The following is a 22,866-nucleotide window of genomic DNA, read 5'->3' on the forward strand; positions in this document are numbered from 1 at the left end:
ATCAAACCAATTGCTATTTCTACCGATGACACATACACGTCTTGAGCATTAATATTTCTTCGGAAGCCGCCGTAGCGTTTTTAACGAAATAAAACAGAAATAATCAGGTGAGACGTTAACTTGTGCAGCGATAGGCCGGTGTCGGCCCCGCAGAAATCCGCGTTTTCGTTTTGCCGCCCACTCAAGGGATTTCTGCTCTGCAGTGGCGCAGTGGCCCAGCTCGGTTCCGGCGAGGTATTAGCCAGTGACATTACCGTGGCCTCGGGCTCCACAGTTACCACAAAACAGACACTGACGGATGTCGGTGACACCGGAACGGTCGAAAGCGGTGGCACGATCGACGTGACCAATCAGGACGGCCTCGTCCTCGACAATGACGATCAGACGGCAACCAACAACGGCACTATCACCGTTACCAAGACGACCACCGGCACGCCGAACCTTGCCGGTATCGGCTCGAACGAAGATGACGCCACGGTTCACAACAACGGGTCCATTACCACCACAGGCAGCCGCGCCTTCGGTATTGCAGGCGACGGGAACGACTTCACGGTCACCAACTCGGGCATAATCACCACGACGGGCAAGGAATCCGATGCCATTTTCTCCCTTGGTACAGATTCCGAGATCACCAACTCCGGCACGATCTCAACCACCGGCGAAGCTGCTTACGGCATAAACGCCGAGGGAGACCGTCCGACAGTTTTGAACTCGGGCGCAATCACCACGACTGGCGACGACGCCTATGCCATCGACACAGACGAAGACGACGCGAAGATAACCAACACCGGAACGATCACGACGTCCGGTGAGGACGCAGACGGCTTCGATAGCGACGGCGACGATGTCACCCTGATCAATACCGGCGTCATGACCATGTCCGGCAGGCTGGCAGACGGCATCGACAACGACGGTGACCGCGCAGCGATCACCAACTCGGGCACGATCACTGTTTCGGGGGAAGACGCCAACCCGATCGAATCCAACGGCGATGATGTCTCCATTTCCAACAGTGGCACGCTGCGCAACACCGGTACCATTTCCGGCACTGATGACGATGTCGGACACGGCATCGCTGTTGACGGCGACAATGTCACGATCACCAATTCCGGCAGGATCTACAGCACAAACGGCTCCTCGATCTATGTCGACGGATCTGATGCAACAATCTCTCTGAACGAGGGCACAATCCTGCAGGGTGCGTTGACGTTCACCGATCCGACAACCGCGACCCTGAACTACGCCGCAGGGCGAACCGCGATCCTGACCTTCAACGGTCTCCCGGCAACGCTGACGACGGCGGGCCTCGCCTCTTCGACCAATGGCAACACGGTCACCATCCTCAATCCGGAGGATTTCCGGCTGGACACGGTCGGCCAGACGTTCAACGCGATGACACGCGCCGTCACCGGCAGCATCGAACAGCAGATGGACCTCAATCGACTGAGCGGAACGTCCTTCGTCGCAACCAACGGCCCGGCTCCTGACCAGGAAAATTCCACGTCGATATGGGTCACGCCGCTCGGCGGTGTTCTTTCTCGCCAGGGAAGCGATAGCTTTGATCACGCTTTCGGCGGACTCAGCGCCGGGGCTGAAAAGACTTTCACCGAAGGGCTCACAGCCGGTATTGCCGGTGGTTTCACACTCGGCAGAACGACCAGCGACGGCGACATTCACTCGGCCTCCAGTTACAGCATCCACGCCGGCGGCTATCTCAGCCGTTCCTGGCAGGCGACCTTTGCCCAATTTGGCCTGCTGGGCGGCTATCTGAAGAGCGATGAAGAAGTCACCGTCCTCAACAACATGGTTGTCGGTGGCCTTCAGGACCTGTCCATCGACTACGACTATGTCTACGTGACGCCTTCTGCCCGTCTCGGCCATGCCTTCGCCCTGAGTGAGGGAACGCTGACGCCCAGCGCTCGGGTGCGCTACTCGGGTCTCTGGCAAACCGGCAGTGCCACGGAAGACGTCACAGGCCTATCGGTTTCGAGCCGCTCACTGCACGTTCTGGAACTGCGCGCTCAGGCCACCTATGATCATGCTCCCATCATCCAGAACGGTGGAACGCTTTATCTGGGTGCAAAAGCAGGTATCGATGGCATCTTCACGCTGAACGACAGCGTGGACGGCACCCTGCAAGGCGCTGCCTTGAACCTGTCCGTTGACAGTGACGATGCAGTGCTCCGGGGTTTTGCGGCTGCCGATGCCGTTTGGCAGGTGAACGACGGCACCAGGTTCCTCGCCGGCATAGAAGGCGGCTACGACAGCGCCGATACGCTGTCGGCATCGGTTCGCCTTGCCGCCAGGATCAGCTTCTGAGGCTTTCAGACGAAGCTACCCGGTTCTTCTGCGTCCGGTGCTCGTGGCAGCACCCTTAGGCACCGAAAAGGCCTTCACGCGCAATTTCGCGCCCCCGATCTCCACATCCCGGAGAAACCTGTTAGTCTGGCGCAGGGTCTGGATGGGGCTCGAACTAAGCGAAAGTGAAACGGCTGCTGGGGTCAGACAATTCGATGGAAACCCGGGAAACGTCAATTGAGGGCGTGATTGTCCATGACCTGGTTGCCCACATTGATGAGCGTGGCAGTTTCACCGAGATTTACCGGGAAACGTGGCTCACCGATTTCAAATCGATCCAGTGGAACATCGTCACCTCGAGAGAGGACACCCTGCGCGGCGTTCATGTACACAAGGATCACTACGATTATCTGATGATTCTGGCCGGCAGAATGCTGCTTGGCCTGCATGACATTCGCCGTGACAGCCCTACGTTCGGAACATCGGAAATTCTGGATCTCACTGATGAACATAGACGTGCCGTTTCCATCCCGCCGGGTGTGTGCCACGGGTTCTATTACCCCGAAGCCTCGACACACCTTTATTCCGTTTCCACCTACTTCGACCCGAGAGATGATCTCGGCTGCAAATTCGATTGTCCGGAGCTGAACCTGGCTTGGCCGACGAAAGACCCGGTTCTTTCCGATCGCGACAGAACAGCCGACAGCTATGCACAGATGCTTGATAAATTCTATTTGGACGCCAATGCCTGATAACAGGGAGCCCTGCCCTTTCCCGCTATCGATGATCGGGCATTTTCATGACTGATGTCGGTTTGGTCGGATTTGGCCGATGGGGGAAACTCATCTTCCGCGATTTGCGAAATCTGGGCGTTCCGGTACACGTGGCCGTGCCCGGTTCAGACAGCCGGAAAGCAGCTCTTGAGGCCGGGGCCGCTTCTGTGTGCGAAAGCGTCGCAGACCTTCCCGACTGCACAGGATACGTCGTTGCGCCGCCGACAGTGCATCACGCTGCCTGCATAGACGCACTTGCATCGCGGAACCGGCCGATCTTCTGCGAAAAACCGCTCACCAACGATGCGCGGGCCGCGCAACAGCTTGCCGATACGCTTAAAGAGCGTCTCTTCGTCATGGACAAGTGGCGTTACCACCCCGGTATTCTGAAACTTGCAGAACTGGCAAAGTCCGGCGAGCTTGGTCAGATCGAAGCCGTACGCACCTATCGTCTCGGCTGGGGCAATCCGCATAAGGATGTCGACAGTCTCTGGATCCTGATAACGCATGACCTCTCGATTGCCCTGGAAATTCTGGGAACGCTGCCGAAGGCTTGTTCGGCCATTTCCCAGATCCCGGGCATGGGTGGCGAGGACATGATCGCCCATCTTCAAAATGATGGCGAACCGCTCACCGTTACAATGGAGATTTCGTCGCTTCATCCATTCCCCACCCGCTCCGTTGTCGTAATCGGCAGCAAGGCGGTCGCCCAACTGGCCTCATCCTATGATGACCGTATTCTCCTCGCCCCGAGAGATAACAGCCGGAAGCCGCAGCAGATCGAGGTCGGCACAAAAATGCCCCTCCTTGCGGAGCTGGAAGCTTTTTTGGCGCATTTGAATGGTGGACCTGCTCCGAAGTCCTCTGCGGCAGAAGGAGCGCTCATCGTCAAACGCATTGCCGAACTGAGAGCCCTTGCAGGATTGCCGTGACACAGCCGCGCTTCACTGTCCTACTGCCGGTCAACCGACCGCCCGCTCTGCTGCCATTTGCAGTCGACAGCGTGCTGGGCCAGTCCCTGCGGGACTTCGAACTTTTCATCGTTTGCGACGGCGCGCCTGAAGAAACCGTTGAGGCAGCGGAGAAGCTGGCATCGGATGACGACAGGATCCGTGTTTTTTCCTTTGCCAAGGGCGAAAGGCACGGCGAGGCGCACCGGCACACCGCGCTTCTGCAGGCAAACGGCAGGTATGTGGCCCAGATCGGCGATGACGATATCTGGTTTCCCGAACATCTGTCGGAACTCGACCACCTGCTGCAGACCTGCGACTTCGGTAATCTGCTTCAGGCCGAAATTATGCCCGATGGCGCGTTCACGGTTTACATCGGAGACCTTTCGGACGCCGACACACGCCGCAAGATGCTTGAATCAAAATGGAACTTCTTCGGCCCGTCCACGGTCGGTTATTCCCTTGAGGCCTATAGGTCTCTCGACGTCGGCTGGAGCCCGGCTCCTTCCGATTTGTGGACGGACCTCTTCATGTGGCGGAAGTTCCTGGCGCGCACGGACCTCACCTTTGCGACCAGACCCACAGTCCAATGTATCAAGCCTTCCGCCGTGCTCCGTCAGGATATGTCGCTGTCAGAAAGACAAAACGAATTGGCAGCGCTGGTGCAAAGGTTTGCCGATCCGGCGGAAAGGCAGGCTTTCCAGACCGGGTGCAATGAACACCTGATCAGCCATCTCAGGTCCGAAAGCCGCCGTCATGCGGACAATGCAGCCCGACATGCGCAAACAGCGACTGCGCAACAGGGAAAGATCAGGCAACAGCAAGCCGAAATCGACCAATTGAAACAGCGCCACAACGCCCTTCTCGCCTCAAGGTCCTGGAAAATGACAGCTCCCTTTCGGGCTATCGGCAAGGCGCTTCAAAAACTCTTCGCCAGGCGTCCTTTTTGACCCCTCGACAGGCAACTGCCGGGAACTTACCTTTCGCATCATGTTCATTACCTTCTTCACCGAACTGAAATCGGCCGGCATTCCCGTCTCCCTCCGCGAATATCTGACGCTCATGGAAGCGCTGGATAAGGATCTGGCGGAAAAGAGCGTCGAGGATTTCTATTATCTTGCCCGCCTCACCCTGGTGAAGGACGAGAGCAACCTGGACAAGTTCGACCGCGTCTTCGGCCATGTCTTCAAGGGGCTCGACCTCATGAGCGAGGTCCCGACCACCGATATACCGGAAGAGTGGCTGCGCCGGTTGGCGGAAAAGCACCTGAGTGAAGAGGAAAAGGCGCAGATCGAGGCGCTCGGCGGCTTTGAAAAGCTGATGGAAACCCTGCGCGAACGCCTGAAGGAACAGCAGAAACGCCACCAGGGTGGCAACAAATGGATCGGCACTGCCGGCACATCCCCTTTTGGTGCCTATGGCTACAATCCGGAAGGTGTGCGCATCGGCCAGCACGAAAGCCGGCACCGGCGCGCGGTCAAGGTCTGGGACAAGCGCGAGTTCAAGGATCTCGACGACACCCAGTTGCTTGGCACGCGCAACATTCAGGTGGCCCTGAAACGGCTGCGCAACTTCGCGCGCACGGGCGCTGCTGAAGAACTGGATCTCGACGACACGATCCGCGCCACCGCTCACAAGGGCCTTCTGGACATCAAGATGCGCCCGGAGCGGCACAACGCGGTCAAGGTGCTGCTGTTCTTCGACATCGGCGGGTCCATGGACGATCACATCCGGGTCTGCGAGGAACTGTTTTCAGCCGCCCGTTCCGAATTCAAGGTGATGGAGCATTTCTACTTCCACAACTGCCTTTATGAATATGTCTGGAAGGAAAACCGCCGCCGCCACACCGAGCGCATGCCGACGATGGACGTGCTGCACAAGTATCCGGCTGACTACAAGATCATCTTTGTCGGCGATGCCTCGATGAGCCCCTACGAGATTGCCTACCCCGGAGGCTCAGTGGAGCATTGGAACGAGGAGGCCGGGGCCGACTGGATGCAGCGGATTACCGGGCTTTACAAAAGCGCGGTCTGGCTGAACCCGGTCCGGCAGGAACACTGGCACTACACCCATTCCATCCAGATGCTGCACGAACTGATGGAAGGCCGCATGTTCCCGATGACGGTCGAGGGCCTGACAGAGGCGATGAAGGAACTGGCCAGGTAGAGCCGAGCTACGCGCAGGGCACCTAATCCAGACAGCTCCCGCCTTTCACAACGCTCACCAAACCCCGGACGCAAAGTTGGCTCGGGGCTGGAAAGCGCTTGCCAGAAAACGCCGAAGGTTCCGCTTCCCGCCTTTCAAAGCTGAGTGCGCGCGTGCCAGTCGCGGGCAACATTCCGCTCAGCACCCCTTTCAGCCATTATCGCTTAACCGGCGCGCAGCACCATGACCGAGCACGGCGCGTGCCGCACGATGTGAGCGGCGTTCGAGCCGATGAAATAGGTCGAGAGGCCCGGCTTGTGCGATGTCATGAGCACCAGGTCGCAGCTTGCCCGTTCCGCTTCCTCGATCACCTCGTGATAGACCGACCCCATGCGCACGGTCAGATCGACAGTGCCTTCGGGAACGTCCAGATCTCCGGCGATCGTGTCGAGGATTTTCGAGGTTTCCTCGAATTCCCGCTTCTGCCACCCTTCCGGAAGCTGGCTTGCGACGAAGCTCTGAACCTCCGGGCACACCGCCATCAGGTGGATCTTGGAGCCGTAGTCGCGGGCAAATTGCGAGGCTTTGGCAAGTGCTTCCGCGGCGAAGCCGGTTTCGGCAGGATCAACGGGTACGAGGATTTTCTTGAACATCTTTTGTCTCCCCAAAAAGCAGGTGATCCTGTTTTGCGCCCGGGAGAACTGGGCCGCCATGACAAGGATCAATCCGCCTCGACACCGTCAAAGTATCGGCCGGGGGTGACCCCGAAGGCCTTTTTGAAGGTCGACACAAAAGCGCTCGGCCCCTCGTAGCCGAGTTTATGAGAGACGTCGGACACGCTGCGCCCGGAGGCAAGCAGTTCGAGCGCCCGGAACAGCTTCACCTGCCGGCACCAGGTCCGGTAGCTGAGGCCCGTCTCCGCCTTGATCCGCCGCTCGAACGAGCGCACGGACGTCGCGCAGCGGTCCGCAGCCTCGCTGAGCGAGGGAATATGCGCCGGGCAGCGAACCACCCCTTCGCACAGGTCGCGCAGCCGGGCATCCTGCGGCATCGGCAGTTGCAGCGGGGCAACCGGCAGCATCTTCAGTTGATCCAGGATAACCGCGGCGATCCGTGCTGCCGGGCCCTTGTCCGTTTCCGAACGCGGATAGGACATGAACTCCAGGATAAGCGCCCTCAAGAGGGTCGTCACCTGCATCACCTGGGGCGTTTTCGGCAGATCCCGTGTGTAATCATACTGCACGTAGATGTAGCGCAGCTCGGTGTCGGTGAGATACCTGGTCTGGTGGCTGACCCGGGGCGGAAGCCAGACTGCCCGCTCCGGCGGTACGAAATAGGTGCCCATTTCCGTATCGATGGCAATCGATCCCCGGATCACATGAAAAAGCTGAGCGGCATCATGAGAATGCCAGCCGTTGTTCCGGCCCTGAAGCTGGGTCCGTGCATAGCCGATGATCGGGGCGGCGACGGCCTCTCTCGGAAACTCGGCAAGTTCGGGATGAATGCTCATGATCGGGATCGTATACTTTCACCTCGAAATTGCACAGTAGGACCTCTCGGGCCAGTCGCCACCGACAAGGCGAGAAGCCGCCCCTGTCTGAGCCCAGACCACATAAAGACAATTTCTTCAACTCGCCGGGCTGCGGCTGTCTTTCCATCTGGATTTTGGCGTTTCGGAAACATCTCATGACAAAACAGCGCTAACACGCAAGACACAATTGGCGTTAGAAACGGCTCGTATCACTGCCGAACGTTACCAATTTCCCACGGCTACAGAATGTCTTACTTCACTCAGAATGCTCACCCGAACGAAGCAACCGGCTGGCGATCGCCAGTGGTTCTCCTGATGATCATGGCAGGTGCCATGCAGCTCTCCTTTGCTGCCTGGTGGAACCTGATGAACAACTTCGCCGTTCAGGAGCTGGATTTCACCGGCCGGGAGATCGGCATCCAGCAATCGATCCGGGAAATCCCGGGTTTCCTGAGCTTCCTCGCAGTCTATCTTCTGCTGATGATGCGCGAGCAGACGCTGGCCTATGTCTCGCTGCTGCTCCTGGGGGTCGGTGTCGCCGTCACGGGTTATTTCCCGACCGCCTTCGGTTTTTACGTAACGACGCTGATCATGTCGATCGGCTTCCACTACTACGAGACGATGGCGCAGTCGCTGTCGCTGCAATGGCTGCCAAAGGCGACAGCCGCCGCCAGCATGGGCAAGATCCTGTCCGTCGGCGCGTTCGCCCAGTTGATTGCCTATGGCGTCATCTTCGTGGCCTGGAAGATGTTCGAGCTGTCCTTCACGGTGGTTTTTGCCATTGCCGGCGGCCTGACGCTTGCCGTCCTCGTCTTCCTGATCTTCGCCTACCCGCATTTCCGCGAAGGCGTGCCGCAGCACAAGAAGCTGATCCTCAGAAAGCGCTACTGGCTCTATTATGCCCTCACCTTCATGGCGGGGGCGCGCCGGCAGATCTTCACGGTTTTCGCCGGCTTCCTGATGGTGGAGCGCTTCGGCTATGACGTGCACGAGGTCGCGGGACTGTTCCTTCTGAACGGCGCCTTCAACATGGTGCTGGCCCCCAAGATCGGCAGGCTGATCGTCCGCTTTGGCGAGCGCAAGGCGCTGGTTCTGGAATATATCGGCCTGATTCTGGTGTTCGTCTGCTACGCCTTCGTCACCAACGCGACGCTGGCAGCCAGCCTGTATGTGATCGACCACGCCTTCTTCGCCATCGCAATCGCCATCAAGACCTACTTCCAGAAGATCGCCGATCCGGCCGACATAGCGCCCACCGCCGGTGTGGCCTTCACCATCAATCACATCGCCGCGGTGTTCATTCCGGTGGCCTTCGGCTTCATCTGGCTGGTGTCCCCGGCCGCCGTCTTCCTGGCGGGTGCTGCCATGGCGGTGGTCAGCCTTGTGCTGGCAACCCTGATCCCGAGCAATCCGGAAGAAGGCCGCGAGGTCGACTTCTGGTACCGCAAGCCGTCCGCCCAGCCGGCGGAGTAACCGGCAGGCAATTTGCAGTCAAAACAAAACGCCCGCCGGAACGATCCGGCGGGCGTTTTCTATGAAATCTACTCTGAATTGAGCCGATCAGGCCTGCCGTTCCGGCACATGCACCACCAGGCCGTCGAGTTCGGACGTCACCTTGATCTGGCAGGACAGACGCGAGGTCGGCTTCACATCGTAGGCGAAGTCGAGCATGTCCTCTTCCATCGGCTCCGGAGAGCCGGTCTTGCCGCTCCAGGCGTCGTCAACATAGACGTGGCAGGTTGCGCAGGCGCAGGCGCCGCCGCATTCCGCTTCGATACCCTGAACCATGTTCTTGATGGCGTTTTCCATCACGGTTGAGCCTTCAGCGGCCTCAACGTCTGTCCGGTTTCCATCGGCGGTTACAAATGTGATTTTCGGCATATGTCGCGTCCAAGCCTGAATTTGCGGATCTTCGAAGCACGACATAAAGATTTACGGCGAAAGGTCAAGGACCGTGCCATTTCCACGCGGCAATCTGCCTCCCCCCGTTTTCAGCGGGAAGGTGGCTGTCAACCTTCCAGAAGGTCCCGGATATAACGGTTTGCCTCATCGACCGCCGCGATCAGGCCTTCGGTGGCCGTATCCGTGCTGGAGCGCATCTTGCCTTCCAGATTTTCGCAAACAATCGCGACCCGTTCCGCACCGATGGCGCGCGCAGACCCTTTGAGCGTGTGCACCAGGTCGAGGCGAACGGCGTTGTCGGTTTCCTGCTTCAACCGCTCAAGCGTCGAGATGGACTGCGACTTGAACAGATGCAGGACCTGCACTTCAAGATCCCGGTTGCCGAGCGTGTTTGTCGCCAGTTGCACCAGATCAATCGGTGCCTCCGGGCCGGTGCGTCCGGCGACGCGGGCCATGGATGAAGGGGCCATAAGGGTGCTCCACATTACTCTGTACCTGCCTGACGGCACCCCGCCGCAAGCTGTAGAGCCCTAACAATGAGCCCGAAGCCCAAACACCCGGTTAAACCGGTCGCTCAAACCCTCCCTTTCGGGCCATGTCCCCAAAAAATTGATTTCATGGTTAATGCGTTTTAACGCAGGTTACGAAACAGGATTAAAAAAGTCCTTGCGTTTCCGCCGATTTCCTGAATCGCTAAAATTTTAACGACCTGATTCGGCGTTAACTTTTTTTGACTTTTTGACTTGCGGTGAGCGCCTCGATAGCGGCGGGCGTAAGCTTGCAGACCAGCCAGTCGGGCTTGATTGGGTTGGAAAACCAAGGCTCTGCCCACCCCGCATCGATGCAGGCGCGAATTGTGCGGGCCGGAATTTCCCGGCCGTTGTCATCGAACAGGGGCAGCTTGCCGCCGGCCTGTTCGAGCCCCTTTTGCAACCAGCGCTTTTGCGCAGCCGTCAGATTTCCCGCTTTGAGCGTAACTTCCGAGGCTGTTTTTTCCGCATCTGACGATGCGTCAACCTGCTTTGAATCCGGCATCCAATCCGCCCCCTAAGTGACTCACGCTATTGCCGTTTCTTGTTCGTTAGGAGAGATTGTGCCATTACAGTTACTGATGCGGCAAGGTGGGGAGTGTACCGTCGAACGGAAAGTTCACGGTCGGTCAGCGGCGGCCCTCCCTCACGAACAGGTTTTGCGGCGTTGCCACAGTTGAGCAGCGCCCGCAACGAGGACGCATCCGGTAGATAACTGTAAAGAGCTGCGCCAGCAGCTCTGCGCGATTACCGGTGTGTAATGAGTACGGATGTGAGGCGACCCTAAATGGCAAATCCGACAAAGGCGAAAGATCCGGCAGAAGCGGCTCTCTCAGCAGTTGAAGAAGCCCTGAAACTCGATTTCGGCGGCCCGGATACCACAGAAACAACCTCGGCGGCAGAGGCCAGCCCTGCCCAGGCGGAACCGGCACGCCGGTCCCAGGGGGAAACGCGCGGCCAGTCCCAGCGCGAAGAGCAGCGCCAGTCCAGGCGCCGTGGCCGCGGCGGACGCCCGCCTGCTGCCAACGATGATCGCCGGAACATCGGCAACCTGATCTACTCCTTGCAGCGCCGTCCCTCGTCCGCGCCGTTCTGGGGCGCCCTCGCCCTCAGCGCCCTGTGGGCCGCGCTCGGCAGCAGCCTCTTCATGACCGCGTTTTCCGACAAGGTGGGATCGCTGACCGATCCCCAGACCCTGATCGGCTCGCCGGAAATGATCCTGGCCGTCGTCGGCATCGTCGTCCCCATCATCTTCTTCTTCGTCATGGCCATGATGATCTGGCGCGCGCAGGAAATGCGCATCGTTGCCCGGGGCATGACGGAAGTCGCCCTGCGTCTGGCCGAGCCGGAAGACATGGCCAAGGAAAGCATCCTCAGCGTTGGCCAGGCCATCCGCCGCGAAGTCGCTGCCATGGGCGACGGCATCGAACGCGCGATCGCGCGCGCCAGCGAGCTGGAAGTCCTGGTCCATAACGAAGTGTCTTCGCTGGAACGCTCCTATAATGACAACGAACTGAAGATCCGCGCCCTGATCGACGAACTGATCAGCCAGCGCGAGTCCATCGTCATGAACGCCGAACGCGTGCGCGAGACCATCGCCGGTGCCCACGAGAGCTTCGCCTCACAGCTTTCCAGCACCTCCGGCGAACTCGGCAGCACCGTGGACCACGCGACGCAGCGCATGATCGACGCGGTCAACAGCCGTGTCGAGGAACTGACCTCCACCGTCGACAGCCGCATCGAGTCCCTTGGCGCAACGCTGAATGCCTCCGGCAACGAACTGGTCGACAGCCTCACCGTCCGCGCGGAAGACTATGTTGCCCGCCTCTCCTCCACCGGCAACGACCTGGTCGACAGCCTGGCAGAGACCGGCGCCACCATGTGGGAAACGCTCACGGCGCGCGGCAACGAGGTCAACGAGCGCTTCGCCAACACGGCGAACACCTTCGTGGAAACCCTGTCCGAACGCAGCACGGCGATCAACGAGACCCTGGCATCGTCCAGCAACTCGGTGATCAATACCTTGAGCGAAAAGGCGGACGAGTTCCGGGTCACCCTGGAAACCACCGGCACCAACGTCGGCGACGTCATCACGGCGCGCGGCGAAGAGATCAACGCTAACCTGTCGCTCACCTCCGGCCGTCTCATCGACACCATTACCTCGCGCACCGAGGAACTGGTGGCGACTGTCGACAACCGCGTCACCACGCTGGATGAGTCCCTTGCCGAAACCGGCAACCGCGTGGTCGAGAGCATTTCCGAAAAAGGCCAGGCAGTCACCGACACCATCTCCATCCGGGGTGCGGAAATTGTCGAAACCCTGTCCAGCCGGTCTACGGAAGTTGCGGAAATCCTGCGCGGCACCGGCGAAAGCATCGTGGTCGATCTGTCGCTGCGCGGTGGTGAAATCGCCTCCAAACTCGACGAGACCGCAGGCTCCCTCACCCAGACCATCTCCGTTCGCGGTGGTGAACTGGCCGAGAAACTCGACAATATCTCCGAGCGGATCTACACCGCCATCTCCATCAACGGCAGCGAACTGGACGAACGTCTGGCAGCCCGCAGCAACGAGATGGCCTCCGTCCTGGAACAGCAGACCATCGGCTTCCGGGAAACCCTGGAAAGCGTTTCCGGCGAGTTCTCCGCCAGCCTTGGCGACCAGACCGGCGCGCTTACCCAGAAACTGGCCGAAACCGGTACCCAGCTTGCCGAACTTATCGGCAGCCGCGGCGACCGCGTTGCCGGAGACATCAACCAGATCAGCGGCAAGATTGCCGAAACCCTGGAAGTCCGCGGCCAGGCGCTGCAGGATGGTCTGTCCAGCCGCCTTTCCGAGCTGGAAACCATCGTTACCGATCGCGGTGGCCAGTTGATCGACGCTTTCGATACCAAGACGCTGCTCTTGTCCGACGCGCTGGATTCCCGCCTGTCCACGCTGGACACGACCTTCGCGACCCGGATCGACTCCATGGACGCCTCCCTGGGCAACCGCATTGCGGCCATGGATGCATCGCTCGACCAGCGCTACTCCGCAATCGATGCAACCCTGAACGACCGCATCGCGGCCATGGACGCATCGCTCGAGCACCGCTACACGGCAATCGATACGAGCCTGAGCGAGCGGATCGCGGCCATGGATGCAACGCTCGAGCAGCGTTACACCTCCATCGACACGACTTTGTCCGACCGTATCGCCACCATGGACAGCTCTCTGGAGCACCGTTTCACGACCATGGACGCAACCCTTGGCGAGCGGATCGGCACCATGGATGCCTCGCTGGAACAGCGCTACTCCCTGATGGACGCGACCCTTACCGATCGCATCAGCACGCTGGACACCTCGCTTGAGCAGCGCCTCTCGTCGATGGACAGTTCGCTCAGCGAGCGTATCTCCACGATGGACGCCTCTCTCGGCAGCCACATCAATACTCTGGACCTGACGCTGGATCAGCGGACCGCTGCCTTCGAGGCCACCCTGGAAGCCCGCACGCAGATCCTGTCCGACGCCATCGAGAACCGCACCACCGGCATCAGCGATGCGCTGGAGGAAAAGACCCGCAACATCACCGATGTGCTTGCGGATCGCTCCGACGCCATCACGTTGCAGCTTGGTCAGCGGATCGAGGCGGCCGGCAACACGCTTGCCGAACGCGCCGAGGAAATCGGTCAGTCCCTGTCGCAGCGTGTCGACACCGCGACGTCTGCCATGGCCGACAAGGCCGAACTGATCTCCGCCTCCATGACCAGCGGCACCGACCGGATCGACGAGACCCTCGACGCCCGTGCCCGCCAGATCTCCGAAACCCTGATTTCCCGGACCAAGGAAATCGCCAAGGCCTTTGTCGACGGTCAGGACGAGATGACCTCTGCCCTCGACAACCGCCTGGCGGAAGCCGGCAGCGTTCTGGGCAAGCAGAGCGAGCAACTGACGGAATCCCTGTCCGAGCGCATCGCCGAGATCAACGTCTCCCTGGGCGCCAAGGTGTTCGAGGTTGCAGAAACCCTCGACAGCCGTGCCACCCAGCTCGAAACGCTGCTCAACGAGCGCCTGGAAAGCATTTCCGGTACGCTCACCGGCGAAAGCGAGCGCGCCCGTGACATTCTCACGGCCGTTATCTCCGAAGCCGGGGCAACGCTCTCCACCGAAAGCACGCGCCTGCGCGACGTGGTCCAGGAAGCGGTTACCGCCGCTGTCCAGACCCTCTCCGACGAGCGCAACCGCACCGTCGAGATCGTCGACAGCGCCCTCACCCAGGCAACGGAAAAGCTTTCCGGCGAAGGCGACCGCATGCGCCAGATCGTTCTGGGTTCCGTCGGCGAAGCCCGCGGCGTGCTGGTCGGCGAAAGCCAGAAGGCAGCCGACGCTGTCACCTCGGCTATGAACCAGGCAACCGGCGCAATGTCGGGTGAAAGCGGCAAGATCCGCGAACTGGTGCTCAGTGCGGTCGGCGATGCCGCCCGTGCCATGGCCGCCGAAAGCGAGAAGGCCCGTACGCTCTATGCCGGCACGCTGGCAGAATTCTCCGGTTCTCTGACCGGCGAAAGCGAAAAGGTCCGCAACGAGCTGTCCGGCCTGATTGCCGAGATCTCCGGCAACCTGTCCGCCGAAAGCGAGCAGGCCCGCATGACGCTGGCAAAAACGCTGGAGGAAATCCGCGGCCAGATGTCCAGCGAAGCCGGCATGGTTCGTGCCCGCGTCAACAGCGCCGTTACCGAAGCGGCAGATCTTCTGGTTGGCCGCGGCAACGAGGTCGCCAACGAACTGCTCGACAAGGCAACCGCCCTCAACGAGGCCTTTGGTGCCCGTTCCGGCGAACTGGCCAAGATCGTCGGCACCGATGGCAACGAACTCATCAGCGCCATCGAGCTGCGTGCCAACGACCTCACCGGACGCCTGTCCGAGGTCCACACGGCGATCCTGGAAGCCATCACGGTCAAAGGCCGCGATGTCACCGACACCTTCGCCCACACCGGCCTCGACGCCACCCGCTCGCTGGTGGAAGCTGGCGACCGCATCGTCGCCAGCATCAACGAGCGCAGCGAACAGGCAACCGCCCTGCTCACCGACACCAAGCGTCGTCTGGAAGCGGATGTCACCGAGATCCTCAACAAGATCGAGACGTCCAACACCAACCTGCAGGGTATCGTGGCGACCGCCGGTGAGAACCTCAACGAAGTGGAGGGCAACCTGGCCCGTCGCGCCGGCGAGTTCCGCTCCGCCGTCGACCGTGCTGTCTCGGAAACCAATTCCACCACGGCGCTCATCACCGAGCAGGTCGCGAACCTGCGCGATGTGACCGATACCACCCTGGCGGATATCAAGAACCTCACCGGCCGCTTCGGCGACCAGTCCGAGGAACTGACCAAGGCAGCCCGTCACCTGGAAGACACCAACCGCTCCGTCGAGAGCCGTGTCACCGAGCGCCGGACCGCGATCGAGGACGTTGCCGACACGCTTCTGGCCAAGACCGAAGCCGTCGACACGCTCATGCGCTCCTTCACCTCAACCCTGTCGGAAACGCTGGAATCAGCGGACGACAAGGCACGCGATGCAGCCAACATGCTGTCCGCAGCGGCTGAAGCTGCATCCAAGCAGGTGTCCGAGCAGTTCGAATCCATGCGCCTGACGGCGGGCATGGAAGGCCAGAAGGCCCGCGACGCGATCCGCTCCGCACAGGATGACATCATCGCCGAGATGACCCGCACCGTCACCGAAGCATCCGATCGCTTCAACGATGCGGCCGCCCGGATGCGTGATGTTGCCCGCGAAGTTCACCGCGAGCTGGAAGCAACCCGCAGCGAACTGAAACAGGGCGTCCTGAACCTGCCGGAAGAAGCAGAAGAATCTTCCGCAGCGCTGCGCAAGGTGGTCAACGAGCAGATCCGCGCTCTGACGGAACTCTCCGAGATTGTTGCCAAGCAGTCCAACGCTCTGGACATCTCCCGCCCGCAGGCACAGGCAGCAGCGGCAAGCGCCGCCCCTGCCCCGCAGCAGCCGGCACCAACGGTGACCTATGCTCCGGCAACACCAACGCGTCAGCAGAGCGCTCCGGCCAGCGAGCCGCGTCCGGCACCGGTCAACACGCGCCGTCAGCAGCCTGCCGCTGCCGAAAGCACGAGTTCCGGTGGCAAGGGCTGGGTCGCCGACCTGCTGCGCCGCGCCTCGCGCGACGACGACGCCGGTTCCGACACGGACATGAGCCGCACGCCGCTGCACACGGTTGAAAGCCTGAACTCGCTGTCGGTCGACATTGCCCGCGCCATCGATCACGAAACCTTCGTCGATCTGTGGAACCGCTACCGCAATGGCGAGCGTCACGTGTTCACCCGCCGTCTCTACACGCTGCAGGGTCAGCAGACCTTCGACGAAATCCGTCAGAAGTACGCGCGCGATCCCGAGTTCCGCACCGCTGTGGAACGCTACGTGGCCGACTTCGAGCAGCTTCTGGCCCAGGTATCGCGTAACGACCGCGACAACATGCTCGGCCAGACCTACCTGACGTCGGACACCGGCAAGGTCTACACCATGCTAGCCCACGCCAGCGGCCGCCTCGACTAAGAGCCGGTAAGCAGACACGAAAAAGGCGGCCAGTGGCCGCCTTTTTTATTTCGCCACTGGAGGGAGCCTGGACTTCGTCAACGATCATCAACGGCCCTTCCCTCACCCGGTTTGCTATTCCTGGGAATGTGACCGAATAAAACCGGACGTTTCGAAGATCTTCCAATAATCGCTCTGCAAACGAGTGGGCCCCAGGTCTCGCGGTGCTCGCCCGGGGTGACGTCAGAGACTGGCGGCCAGTAAATCGTCCCACTGAGAATTGGTTTTCTCGATCAGTTGGATCCTCCAGGCCCTATGCCATTTCTTGAAGCGTTTTTCCATTGCTATGGCTTCATTTACATCATTGAAAGCTTCGGCAAAGACCAGCCTGTCGACGCCATGTTTGCGGGTGAAACTATCGACCTGTCCGGCACGATGTTCAGCGACACGCCGTGCAAGATCGTTGGTCACGCCAACATAGAGCGTACCATTTTTCCGGCTTGCCAGGATGTAAACGTAATAGGCCATGCACCATTTCTGAATTGATGCGGATCAGCGTGCACAATTTCTTCCGGGCATCAAATCAAACGGTCTCAGATCAATTGACACAGTTGTCCGCTACGATTTCGGTGTCACCCCGGGCGAGCACCGCGAGACCCGGGGCCTACTCGTTCGAAGAGCGCTTGAGAGCGAGCCAAAGCGGCGCCTCGAGTTCAATTTCAAAATCCGACAGCCGATGCTTTTTCCAGGTTAAAGCATAACAACAAGTGGCCAGTGGCCCCTATCAATCACTCACACCGTCCAGTTCATCCGACAGGTTTTCCCGGATCCGCCGGGTTACCGCCAGGAACGCTTTTATTTCCTCGGCGGAGAGGCCGCTGAGCATTTTCTGTTCGACGGCTTTCAGCTTGGGGGCCAGGTCCTCGAAGGCAGCGCGGCCTTCTTCGGAAAGCTGCAAAAGGAAGCTGCGTCCGTCTGCCTCGTTGCTTTCCCGTGTCAGAAAGCCGCGCTCTTCCATGCGTTTCACGGCCCGGCTGACCACGACCTTGTCCATGCTGGAGCGGGCAACGATCTCGCTTGCCTGCAATCCGCCGGAGGCAGATCCGAGGATGGCCATGGTGCGCCATTCCGCCGGCATCATGCCGTAATCCCGTTGATAGACCGCCGAAAGGGCCCGTGTGACATCGGAATAAAACACGCGCACCCGGTAGGGGAAAAATGTTTCCAGCTCGAAGTCCGGCAGCGGGGCCTCTGGCGTTTCGCCTGTAATCCCAATGGCTTCTTTTATATCGGTGTCCGGTTCGGTCAGCTTTGGCATCGGCACTCAACAGGTTCGGTTAGGTCGTCAGCACGATTTTACGATTGACTTGGTTTCATGTGTAACTATTTTGTTTCACATGTAACTATGTTTGGTATCTCGTTTCAAGTCCGGGATCATACCGGCAAGAACGGCCTTCATGGAAATGAAGGGGAGGAGAAAATCGTGAAACAGTTGAAGTGTCTTTCCATATTGGCAGGCGTCGCCGCTTCCACGCTGACAGGTTTCATCGCCAGTGCATCCGCGGACGAGCTGGTTATGTCGTCCTGGCTGCCACCGAAGCATCCGCTCGTCACCGAAGTGATGGAGCCCTGGGCTGCGGAAGTTGCCAAGGTTACCGACGGCCGCGTGACCGTGCGCATCCTGCCCAAGCCGGTTGGCTCGCCACCCGAGCATTTCGACCTTGCCGCGGAAGGCATCGTCGACATCACTTACGGGCTGCATTCCTTTACCCGCGATGACCGCTTCCTGCGCTCGCGCATCGGCCAGTTCTCCTTCATTGCCGACACCGCCGTCGAAGGCTCCAAAGCCTATTGGGACGTCTATGGCGGCGCGCTGGACGCACAAAGCGAGCACAAGGGCACGAAGCTGCTCGGCCTCTGGGTGCATGGCCCAGGCATGTTTCACAACAATCAGCGCAAGATCGAAACGCCTGAAGATTTCGCGGGCCTGAAGATCCGCACGCCGGGCGGCTATATCGCGGACCTGTCTCAGGATCTCAACATCATCACCCAGTTCATGGGCCCGGGCGAGGTTTATGAAAAGCTGTCGCGCGGCGTCATTGACGGTGTCACCTTCCCGATGGAGGCTCTGCAGGCGTTCAACCTGACCGACTACACCAAATACTCCCTGCGTCTTCCGGGCGGTTTCTACAACACCTCCTGGTTCATGGTCATGAACGAAGACATCTGGGACGGCCTGTCGGAAGAAGACCAGGCGGCTATCGAAAAGATCTCCGGTGAGGCCCTTGCCGAAATGGCCGGCAACGTCTGGGATGGCGCGGATACCCGCGCAGCCTCCTTCATCGCCGACAAGGACATCGAGGTTTACGACACGTCCGCACCGGTTCTGGAGGCCGTGAAGGAACTTGCAGCCAAGCACGAGGCCACCTGGGCTGCAGCCGTTGCCGAAACCGGCTTCGACGGCACTGCCGCGCTGGCAGAGTTCCGCGACAAAACCGGCATCAAGCACTAGACATGTCTGCCAAACCCAATGGCCAGACACCTCGCCGGATCGATACGATCCGGCGAGGTGTCGGTTTCCTGCTTGGCCTGGCCTGTTTACTCGTGCTGGCCGGGTTGATCGGGCTCACCTGCGTCGACGTCGTCGCACGCTATGCCTTCAACAGCCCCGTCAACGGTGCCTATGAGCTGACAGAGATTCTGCTGGCCACTCTGATCTTCCTTGCGCTGCCGCTGACCACTGCCGCCGGCGAGCACATCGAGGTGGAACTGCTGGACGGGCTCAAGAGCAGCTTCCTCAAGCGGTTCGGTACGCTGGTTGCCGCCGTGTGCACCGTCGGCGTTCTGGCACTGATTGCCTTCAAGCTGTTCGAGCATGCCGAAAAGATGGACCGCCGCGGACAAGTGACGGATTCCCTTCAGATCCCGCTCTCGCTGATCGGCTGGCTGGGCGCTGCCTCCTTCGCGCTTTCCGCCCTCGCCGCCATCGTCTTCGCGGTCAGACGGTTCCGTGAAAAAGCCTGAAACCAGTGAGTATTGATTATGCTTGAAGCTCTGATCGGTTTCATTGCGCTGTTTGCCCTTGTGCTGCTGCGCGTTCCCATTGCCATTGCCATGATCATCGTCGGAACGGCCGGGTTCGCAGCGCTTCGCAACTGGAACGCGGCGCTCAACCTGCTCGGCAATGCCGCATTCGAGACTGGCCTGTCCTTCACCCTGTCGGTGATCCCGCTGTTTATCCTGATGGGCAATCTCCTGACCATCTCGGGCGTCAGCCAGTCGCTGTTCTCGACCGCCCACCACATGCTTCACCGCATGCGCGGCGGCCTTGCCATGGCGGCAATTGTCGCCTGTGGCGGCTTTTCCGCCGTCTGCGGCTCGTCTCTGGCAACCGCAGCCACCATGTCGAAGGTCGCCATGCCGTCCATGCGCAAGGCCGGCTATGCCGACAGCCTTGCAACAGGTTCCATCGCCGCAGGCGGCACACTCGGCATCCTGATCCCACCCTCCGTCATCCTGATCATCTACGGGCTGCTCACAGAGGCCGATATCGGCAAACTGTTCATCGCCGGCATCATCCCGGGCCTTCTCGGCGTCCTGTTCTATCTCGCTGCCATCTATGTCACCGTTCTGCTGAAGCCTGAACTGGCACCTGAGGCGTCCGAAGACATGAAGCTAGAAAAGCGGGACGTCTGGGGCGTTGCGGCGGTCGTCGGCCTGTTCGCCGTCATCATGATCGGGATTTACGGCGGTTTGTTCACCCCGACGGAAGCCGCCGGCATCGGTGCGGCAACGTCCTTCGTGATCGCGCTGGTGTCGGGTGGGTTGACCTTCGAAAAGCTCTACATGGCTGCAATCAACTGCGCGCGGACCACCGCCATGATCTTCGCGATCATCATCGGTGCGGAAGTCTTTTCCAACTTCATCAGCTATGCCGGCGTCCCCGACGCGCTTCTGACGTTCGTTCAGTCGCTCGACGTCAACGCCTATGTGGTGATCCTGGTTCTGGTGCTGATCTACGTGGTGCTGGGTGCGGTGCTGGAGAGCCTGTCGATGATCCTGCTGACAGTGCCGGTATTCTTTCCGCTTGTCAGCTCGCTCGACTTCGGCAGCGGTCTTCTGGCAGATCCGGAGATGGTGCTGATCTGGTTCGGCATCATCGTGGTGGTGGTCACCGAAATCAGCCTGATCTCGCCGCCAATCGGCCTCAACGTCTTCGTGCTGCGCTCGGTGCTGACCGATGTGCCGCTGAGGACCATGTTCGCCGGCATCATGCCATTCTGGCTGGCCGACATCCTGCGTCTGGCGCTCTTGATCGCCGTTCCGCTGCTGTCGCTCGCCCTCATCTGATGTGCTGCCATTCGGCGCAACATCAGGAAGTCTTCAACCGAAAGGGTCTGCCGGACGACACTCGGATCGCCCGGCGGACCGATTTTTCAAGCGGCAAGCACCTCGGCATCGCTGCCGGCAGGCAGATGAGCGGGACAGGACGGATCGGTGACTGCTCGCCAGACGGCCTTCACCACAACTTCCGATCGGGTCAGCTCCCCGGAAGCCTCCGCTATGAAAGCTCCCATGACTTCCTCGACAAAGGGTTTGTAGGCCGCAGGCGCTTCCAGAGCGTCCGCCATCAGCGCTCGTGCATTCGTGCCAAAGCTGGTCGAAGGTGCGCGGCCCGGCAGGACCAGTTGAACGCGGATCCCAAGCGGCGCAAGTTCAAGGGCCAGGCAGTCGGTATAGGCGTTCACGGCCGCCTTGCTGGCCGTATAGATCGGCAGCAGCGGCAAGGACTTCAGCGTGACGCTGGATGACACGTTGACGATAACGCCCTCGCCCTTCTCCCGCATCTGCGGCAGCACCGCGCGGATCACCTCGAAGGTTCCGAAGGTATTGGTGTCGAATATCCTGCGCACCACGTCTTCCGATGTGGCTTCAAAAGGCGACAACCAGCCGACACCTGCATTGTTGACCAGCGCATCGATTGGCCCGGCAACGGCAACAGCCTCGGCAATGCTGGTACGATCCGTCACGTCCATCGGCAGGATGCGAAGCCGCTCGGAGGCAGGCAGCAAAGTGGCGTCCGGCTTGCGCATGGTCGCAACCACCTGCCAGCCTTCACTCAGAAAATGCCGCGCCGTTTCCAGGCCGAAGCCGGAGGAACATCCGGTGATCATGATGGTCTTCATGACAAAGTCTCCTGTTGTTGGATGCTCCCCATATCGACACAACAGACAAAACTTTCTATCATGGATAATCTTAGTTTTATTATCGAAAGTCCGAAATGGCAGATCCACTGTCCGAGGTGATCGCGCTTTTGCGGCCACGAGCCCCTTTCTCGAAACTCGCGGAGGCCGCCGGCCCCTTCCGGCTACGGCGGGACGACATCAACGAAGCGTTCTATTGCCTGGTGCTGATGGGGCGGCTGAAGCTGGAAGTGGATGGAAAGGAACCGGTCATCTTGTCGGCGGGAGATTTTGCCCTGCTTCCCGCCGTCGGCGGGCTGACTGTCTCCAGCCTCGATCCGCCACCGCCTCCGGGCCACTTGAGCCAACCGGTATACGGTGAAGATGGCATTGTGCGCATTGGCATGGCGGCTCCGCATGAAACGCCTCCTGAGGTCCAGCAACTGGTTGGCCATTGCAGCTTCGGCAGTCCGGACGCCGAACTTCTGGTTTCTCTCCTGCCGGATATGGTGGTGGTGCGCGGAGAAGACCGTCTGGCGTCCCTGGCCACCCTGGTGCGCGACGAGGCACGTGCCACTCGTCCGGCAAGAGATGTGGTTCTGGAAAACTTGCTACAGGTCCTCTTGATCGAGGCCTTCCGGCCCACCATTCAGCCTGCTGCCTCCAAGGGCCTTCTCAGTGGCCTGGCGGATGCACGGGTTGCGCCAGCCCTGCGCGCGATGCACAGCGCTCCGCATGAGGCCTGGTCGATCCGGACGCTGGCAGGCGAAGCCGGCCTTTCCCGCTCCGCGTTCTTCACCCGCTTCAACCGCATCGTCGGCCTGCCGCCAATGAGTTATCTGCTCAACTGGCGCATGACACTTGCCAAGCACATGCTGCGATCAGGCCTTCACAGCATCGGCGAGATATCCAGCCGGACCGGCTATGGCTCCACCAGCGCCTTCAGCACAGCCTTCACCCGCCATGTTGGCTGCCCACCGGCAAGATACGGCAAGGCACTCGCAACGGGCTGATCC

At 60.2% G+C, this 22,866-nt stretch carries 19 protein-coding genes; 11 read left to right on the forward strand and 8 right to left on the reverse strand.

Annotated elements, in window-relative coordinates; translation table 11 throughout:
• Positions 1 to 210: 210 nt before the first annotated feature.
• The 5 genes from SIAM614_RS05445 (at position 211) to SIAM614_RS05465 (ending at position 6,187) form a co-directional block, all read left to right on the forward strand.
• Positions 211 to 2,319: an autotransporter outer membrane beta-barrel domain-containing protein gene (locus tag SIAM614_RS05445; protein ID WP_006932711.1), complete on the forward strand. Its 2,109-nt coding sequence runs from the start codon at positions 211 to 213 to the stop codon at positions 2,317 to 2,319.
• 194 nt (positions 2,320 to 2,513) lie between these two features.
• Positions 2,514 to 3,050 carry a dTDP-4-dehydrorhamnose 3,5-epimerase family protein gene (locus SIAM614_RS30440; RefSeq protein ID WP_050789326.1) on the forward strand — a complete coding sequence of 179 codons (537 nt, stop codon included), beginning with the start codon at positions 2,514 to 2,516 and terminating at the stop codon, positions 3,048 to 3,050.
• Positions 3,051 to 3,097: 47 nt separating this feature from the next.
• Positions 3,098 to 4,003, forward strand: coding sequence for a Gfo/Idh/MocA family protein (locus SIAM614_RS05455; protein WP_006932713.1), 906 nt, complete (start codon positions 3,098 to 3,100; stop codon positions 4,001 to 4,003).
• Complete coding sequence (locus SIAM614_RS30445; protein WP_006932714.1) at positions 4,000 to 4,971, forward strand: glycosyltransferase family 2 protein; 972 nt, start codon at positions 4,000 to 4,002, stop codon at positions 4,969 to 4,971. The genes SIAM614_RS05455 and SIAM614_RS30445 overlap by 4 nt, the downstream gene beginning before the upstream one ends.
• 40 nt (positions 4,972 to 5,011) lie before the next feature.
• On the forward strand, positions 5,012 to 6,187 hold the full coding sequence (locus SIAM614_RS05465; protein ID WP_006932715.1) for a vWA domain-containing protein: 1,176 nt from the start codon (positions 5,012 to 5,014) through the stop codon (positions 6,185 to 6,187).
• A gap of 203 nt (positions 6,188 to 6,390) precedes the next feature.
• Here the strand turns inward: SIAM614_RS05465 and SIAM614_RS05470 are convergent, their stop codons facing one another.
• Both SIAM614_RS05470 and SIAM614_RS05475 read right to left on the reverse strand, forming a co-directional pair.
• Entirely contained in the window at positions 6,391 to 6,819 is a 429-nt protein-coding gene (locus tag SIAM614_RS05470) for a universal stress protein (RefSeq protein WP_040439318.1), read from the reverse strand.
• Between the two features lie 68 nt (positions 6,820 to 6,887).
• Positions 6,888 to 7,676 (reverse strand): AraC family transcriptional regulator, encoded by a 789-nt coding sequence (locus tag SIAM614_RS05475; protein WP_006932717.1) that lies wholly within the window; start codon positions 7,674 to 7,676, stop codon positions 6,888 to 6,890.
• Positions 7,677 to 7,943: 267 nt separating this feature from the next.
• Between SIAM614_RS05475 and SIAM614_RS05480 the strand changes: the two genes are divergently transcribed.
• Entirely contained in the window at positions 7,944 to 9,170 is a 1,227-nt protein-coding gene (locus SIAM614_RS05480) for an MFS transporter (protein ID WP_006932718.1), read from the forward strand.
• 87 nt (positions 9,171 to 9,257) lie between these two features.
• On the opposite strand, the gene SIAM614_RS05485 is transcribed toward SIAM614_RS05480, so the two are convergent.
• The 3 genes from SIAM614_RS05485 to SIAM614_RS32700 all read right to left on the reverse strand — a co-directional run bounded on the left by SIAM614_RS05485 (position 9,258) and on the right by SIAM614_RS32700 (position 10,634).
• Positions 9,258 to 9,578, reverse strand: a complete 321-nt coding sequence (locus SIAM614_RS05485) for a 2Fe-2S iron-sulfur cluster-binding protein (protein ID WP_006932719.1) — start codon at positions 9,576 to 9,578, stop codon at positions 9,258 to 9,260.
• 128 nt (positions 9,579 to 9,706) lie between these two features.
• On the reverse strand, positions 9,707 to 10,069 hold the full coding sequence (locus SIAM614_RS05490; RefSeq protein ID WP_208983901.1) for an Hpt domain-containing protein: 363 nt from the start codon (positions 10,067 to 10,069) through the stop codon (positions 9,707 to 9,709).
• 250 nt (positions 10,070 to 10,319) lie between these two features.
• Positions 10,320 to 10,634 (reverse strand): hypothetical protein, encoded by a 315-nt coding sequence (locus SIAM614_RS32700; RefSeq protein WP_006932721.1) that lies wholly within the window; start codon positions 10,632 to 10,634, stop codon positions 10,320 to 10,322.
• A 282-nt stretch (positions 10,635 to 10,916) separates the two neighbouring features.
• On the opposite strand from SIAM614_RS32700, the gene SIAM614_RS05500 reads away from it, so the two are divergent.
• Positions 10,917 to 16,688 (forward strand): apolipoprotein A-IV repeat region-like domain-containing protein, encoded by a 5,772-nt coding sequence (locus tag SIAM614_RS05500; protein ID WP_006932722.1) that lies wholly within the window; start codon positions 10,917 to 10,919, stop codon positions 16,686 to 16,688.
• A 222-nt stretch (positions 16,689 to 16,910) separates the two neighbouring features.
• Here SIAM614_RS05500 and SIAM614_RS05505 read toward each other — a convergent pair whose 3' ends face one another.
• Together SIAM614_RS05505 and SIAM614_RS05510 are read right to left on the reverse strand one after the other, a co-directional pair.
• Positions 16,911 to 17,195: a GIY-YIG nuclease family protein gene (locus SIAM614_RS05505; RefSeq protein ID WP_006932723.1), complete on the reverse strand. Its 285-nt coding sequence runs from the start codon at positions 17,193 to 17,195 to the stop codon at positions 16,911 to 16,913.
• Positions 17,196 to 17,451: 256 nt separating this feature from the next.
• The gene (locus SIAM614_RS05510; protein WP_006932724.1) at positions 17,452 to 17,985 is read right to left on the reverse strand and encodes a MarR family winged helix-turn-helix transcriptional regulator; all 534 of its coding nucleotides are present in this window, start codon (positions 17,983 to 17,985) and stop codon (positions 17,452 to 17,454) included.
• Between the two features lie 165 nt (positions 17,986 to 18,150).
• Here SIAM614_RS05510 and SIAM614_RS05515 point away from each other — a divergent pair, with 165 nt between their 5' ends.
• Genes SIAM614_RS05515 through SIAM614_RS05525 form a run of 3 tightly spaced genes read left to right on the forward strand, consistent with a single transcriptional unit; the run spans position 18,151 to position 21,017 of the window.
• Positions 18,151 to 19,179, forward strand: a complete 1,029-nt coding sequence (locus SIAM614_RS05515; protein ID WP_229597944.1) for a TRAP transporter substrate-binding protein — start codon at positions 18,151 to 18,153, stop codon at positions 19,177 to 19,179.
• 2 nt (positions 19,180 to 19,181) lie between these two features.
• Positions 19,182 to 19,691 (forward strand): TRAP transporter small permease, encoded by a 510-nt coding sequence (locus SIAM614_RS05520; RefSeq protein ID WP_006932726.1) that lies wholly within the window; start codon positions 19,182 to 19,184, stop codon positions 19,689 to 19,691.
• 18 nt (positions 19,692 to 19,709) lie between these two features.
• Positions 19,710 to 21,017 carry a TRAP transporter large permease gene (locus tag SIAM614_RS05525; RefSeq protein ID WP_006932727.1) on the forward strand — a complete coding sequence of 436 codons (1,308 nt, stop codon included), beginning with the start codon at positions 19,710 to 19,712 and terminating at the stop codon, positions 21,015 to 21,017.
• An 86-nt stretch (positions 21,018 to 21,103) separates the two neighbouring features.
• Here SIAM614_RS05525 and SIAM614_RS05530 read toward each other — a convergent pair whose 3' ends face one another.
• A complete protein-coding gene (locus tag SIAM614_RS05530; RefSeq protein ID WP_006932728.1) occupies positions 21,104 to 21,853 on the reverse strand; it encodes an SDR family oxidoreductase in 750 nt (249 codons plus the stop codon).
• 95 nt (positions 21,854 to 21,948) lie between these two features.
• Between SIAM614_RS05530 and SIAM614_RS05535 the strand changes: the two genes are divergently transcribed.
• The gene (locus SIAM614_RS05535) at positions 21,949 to 22,863 is read left to right on the forward strand and encodes an AraC family transcriptional regulator (protein WP_006932729.1); all 915 of its coding nucleotides are present in this window, start codon (positions 21,949 to 21,951) and stop codon (positions 22,861 to 22,863) included.
• Positions 22,864 to 22,866 lie beyond the last annotated feature (3 nt).

Source organism: Roseibium aggregatum IAM 12614 (assembly GCF_000168975.1).
Lineage (GTDB): Bacteria > Pseudomonadota > Alphaproteobacteria > Rhizobiales > Stappiaceae > Roseibium > Roseibium aggregatum.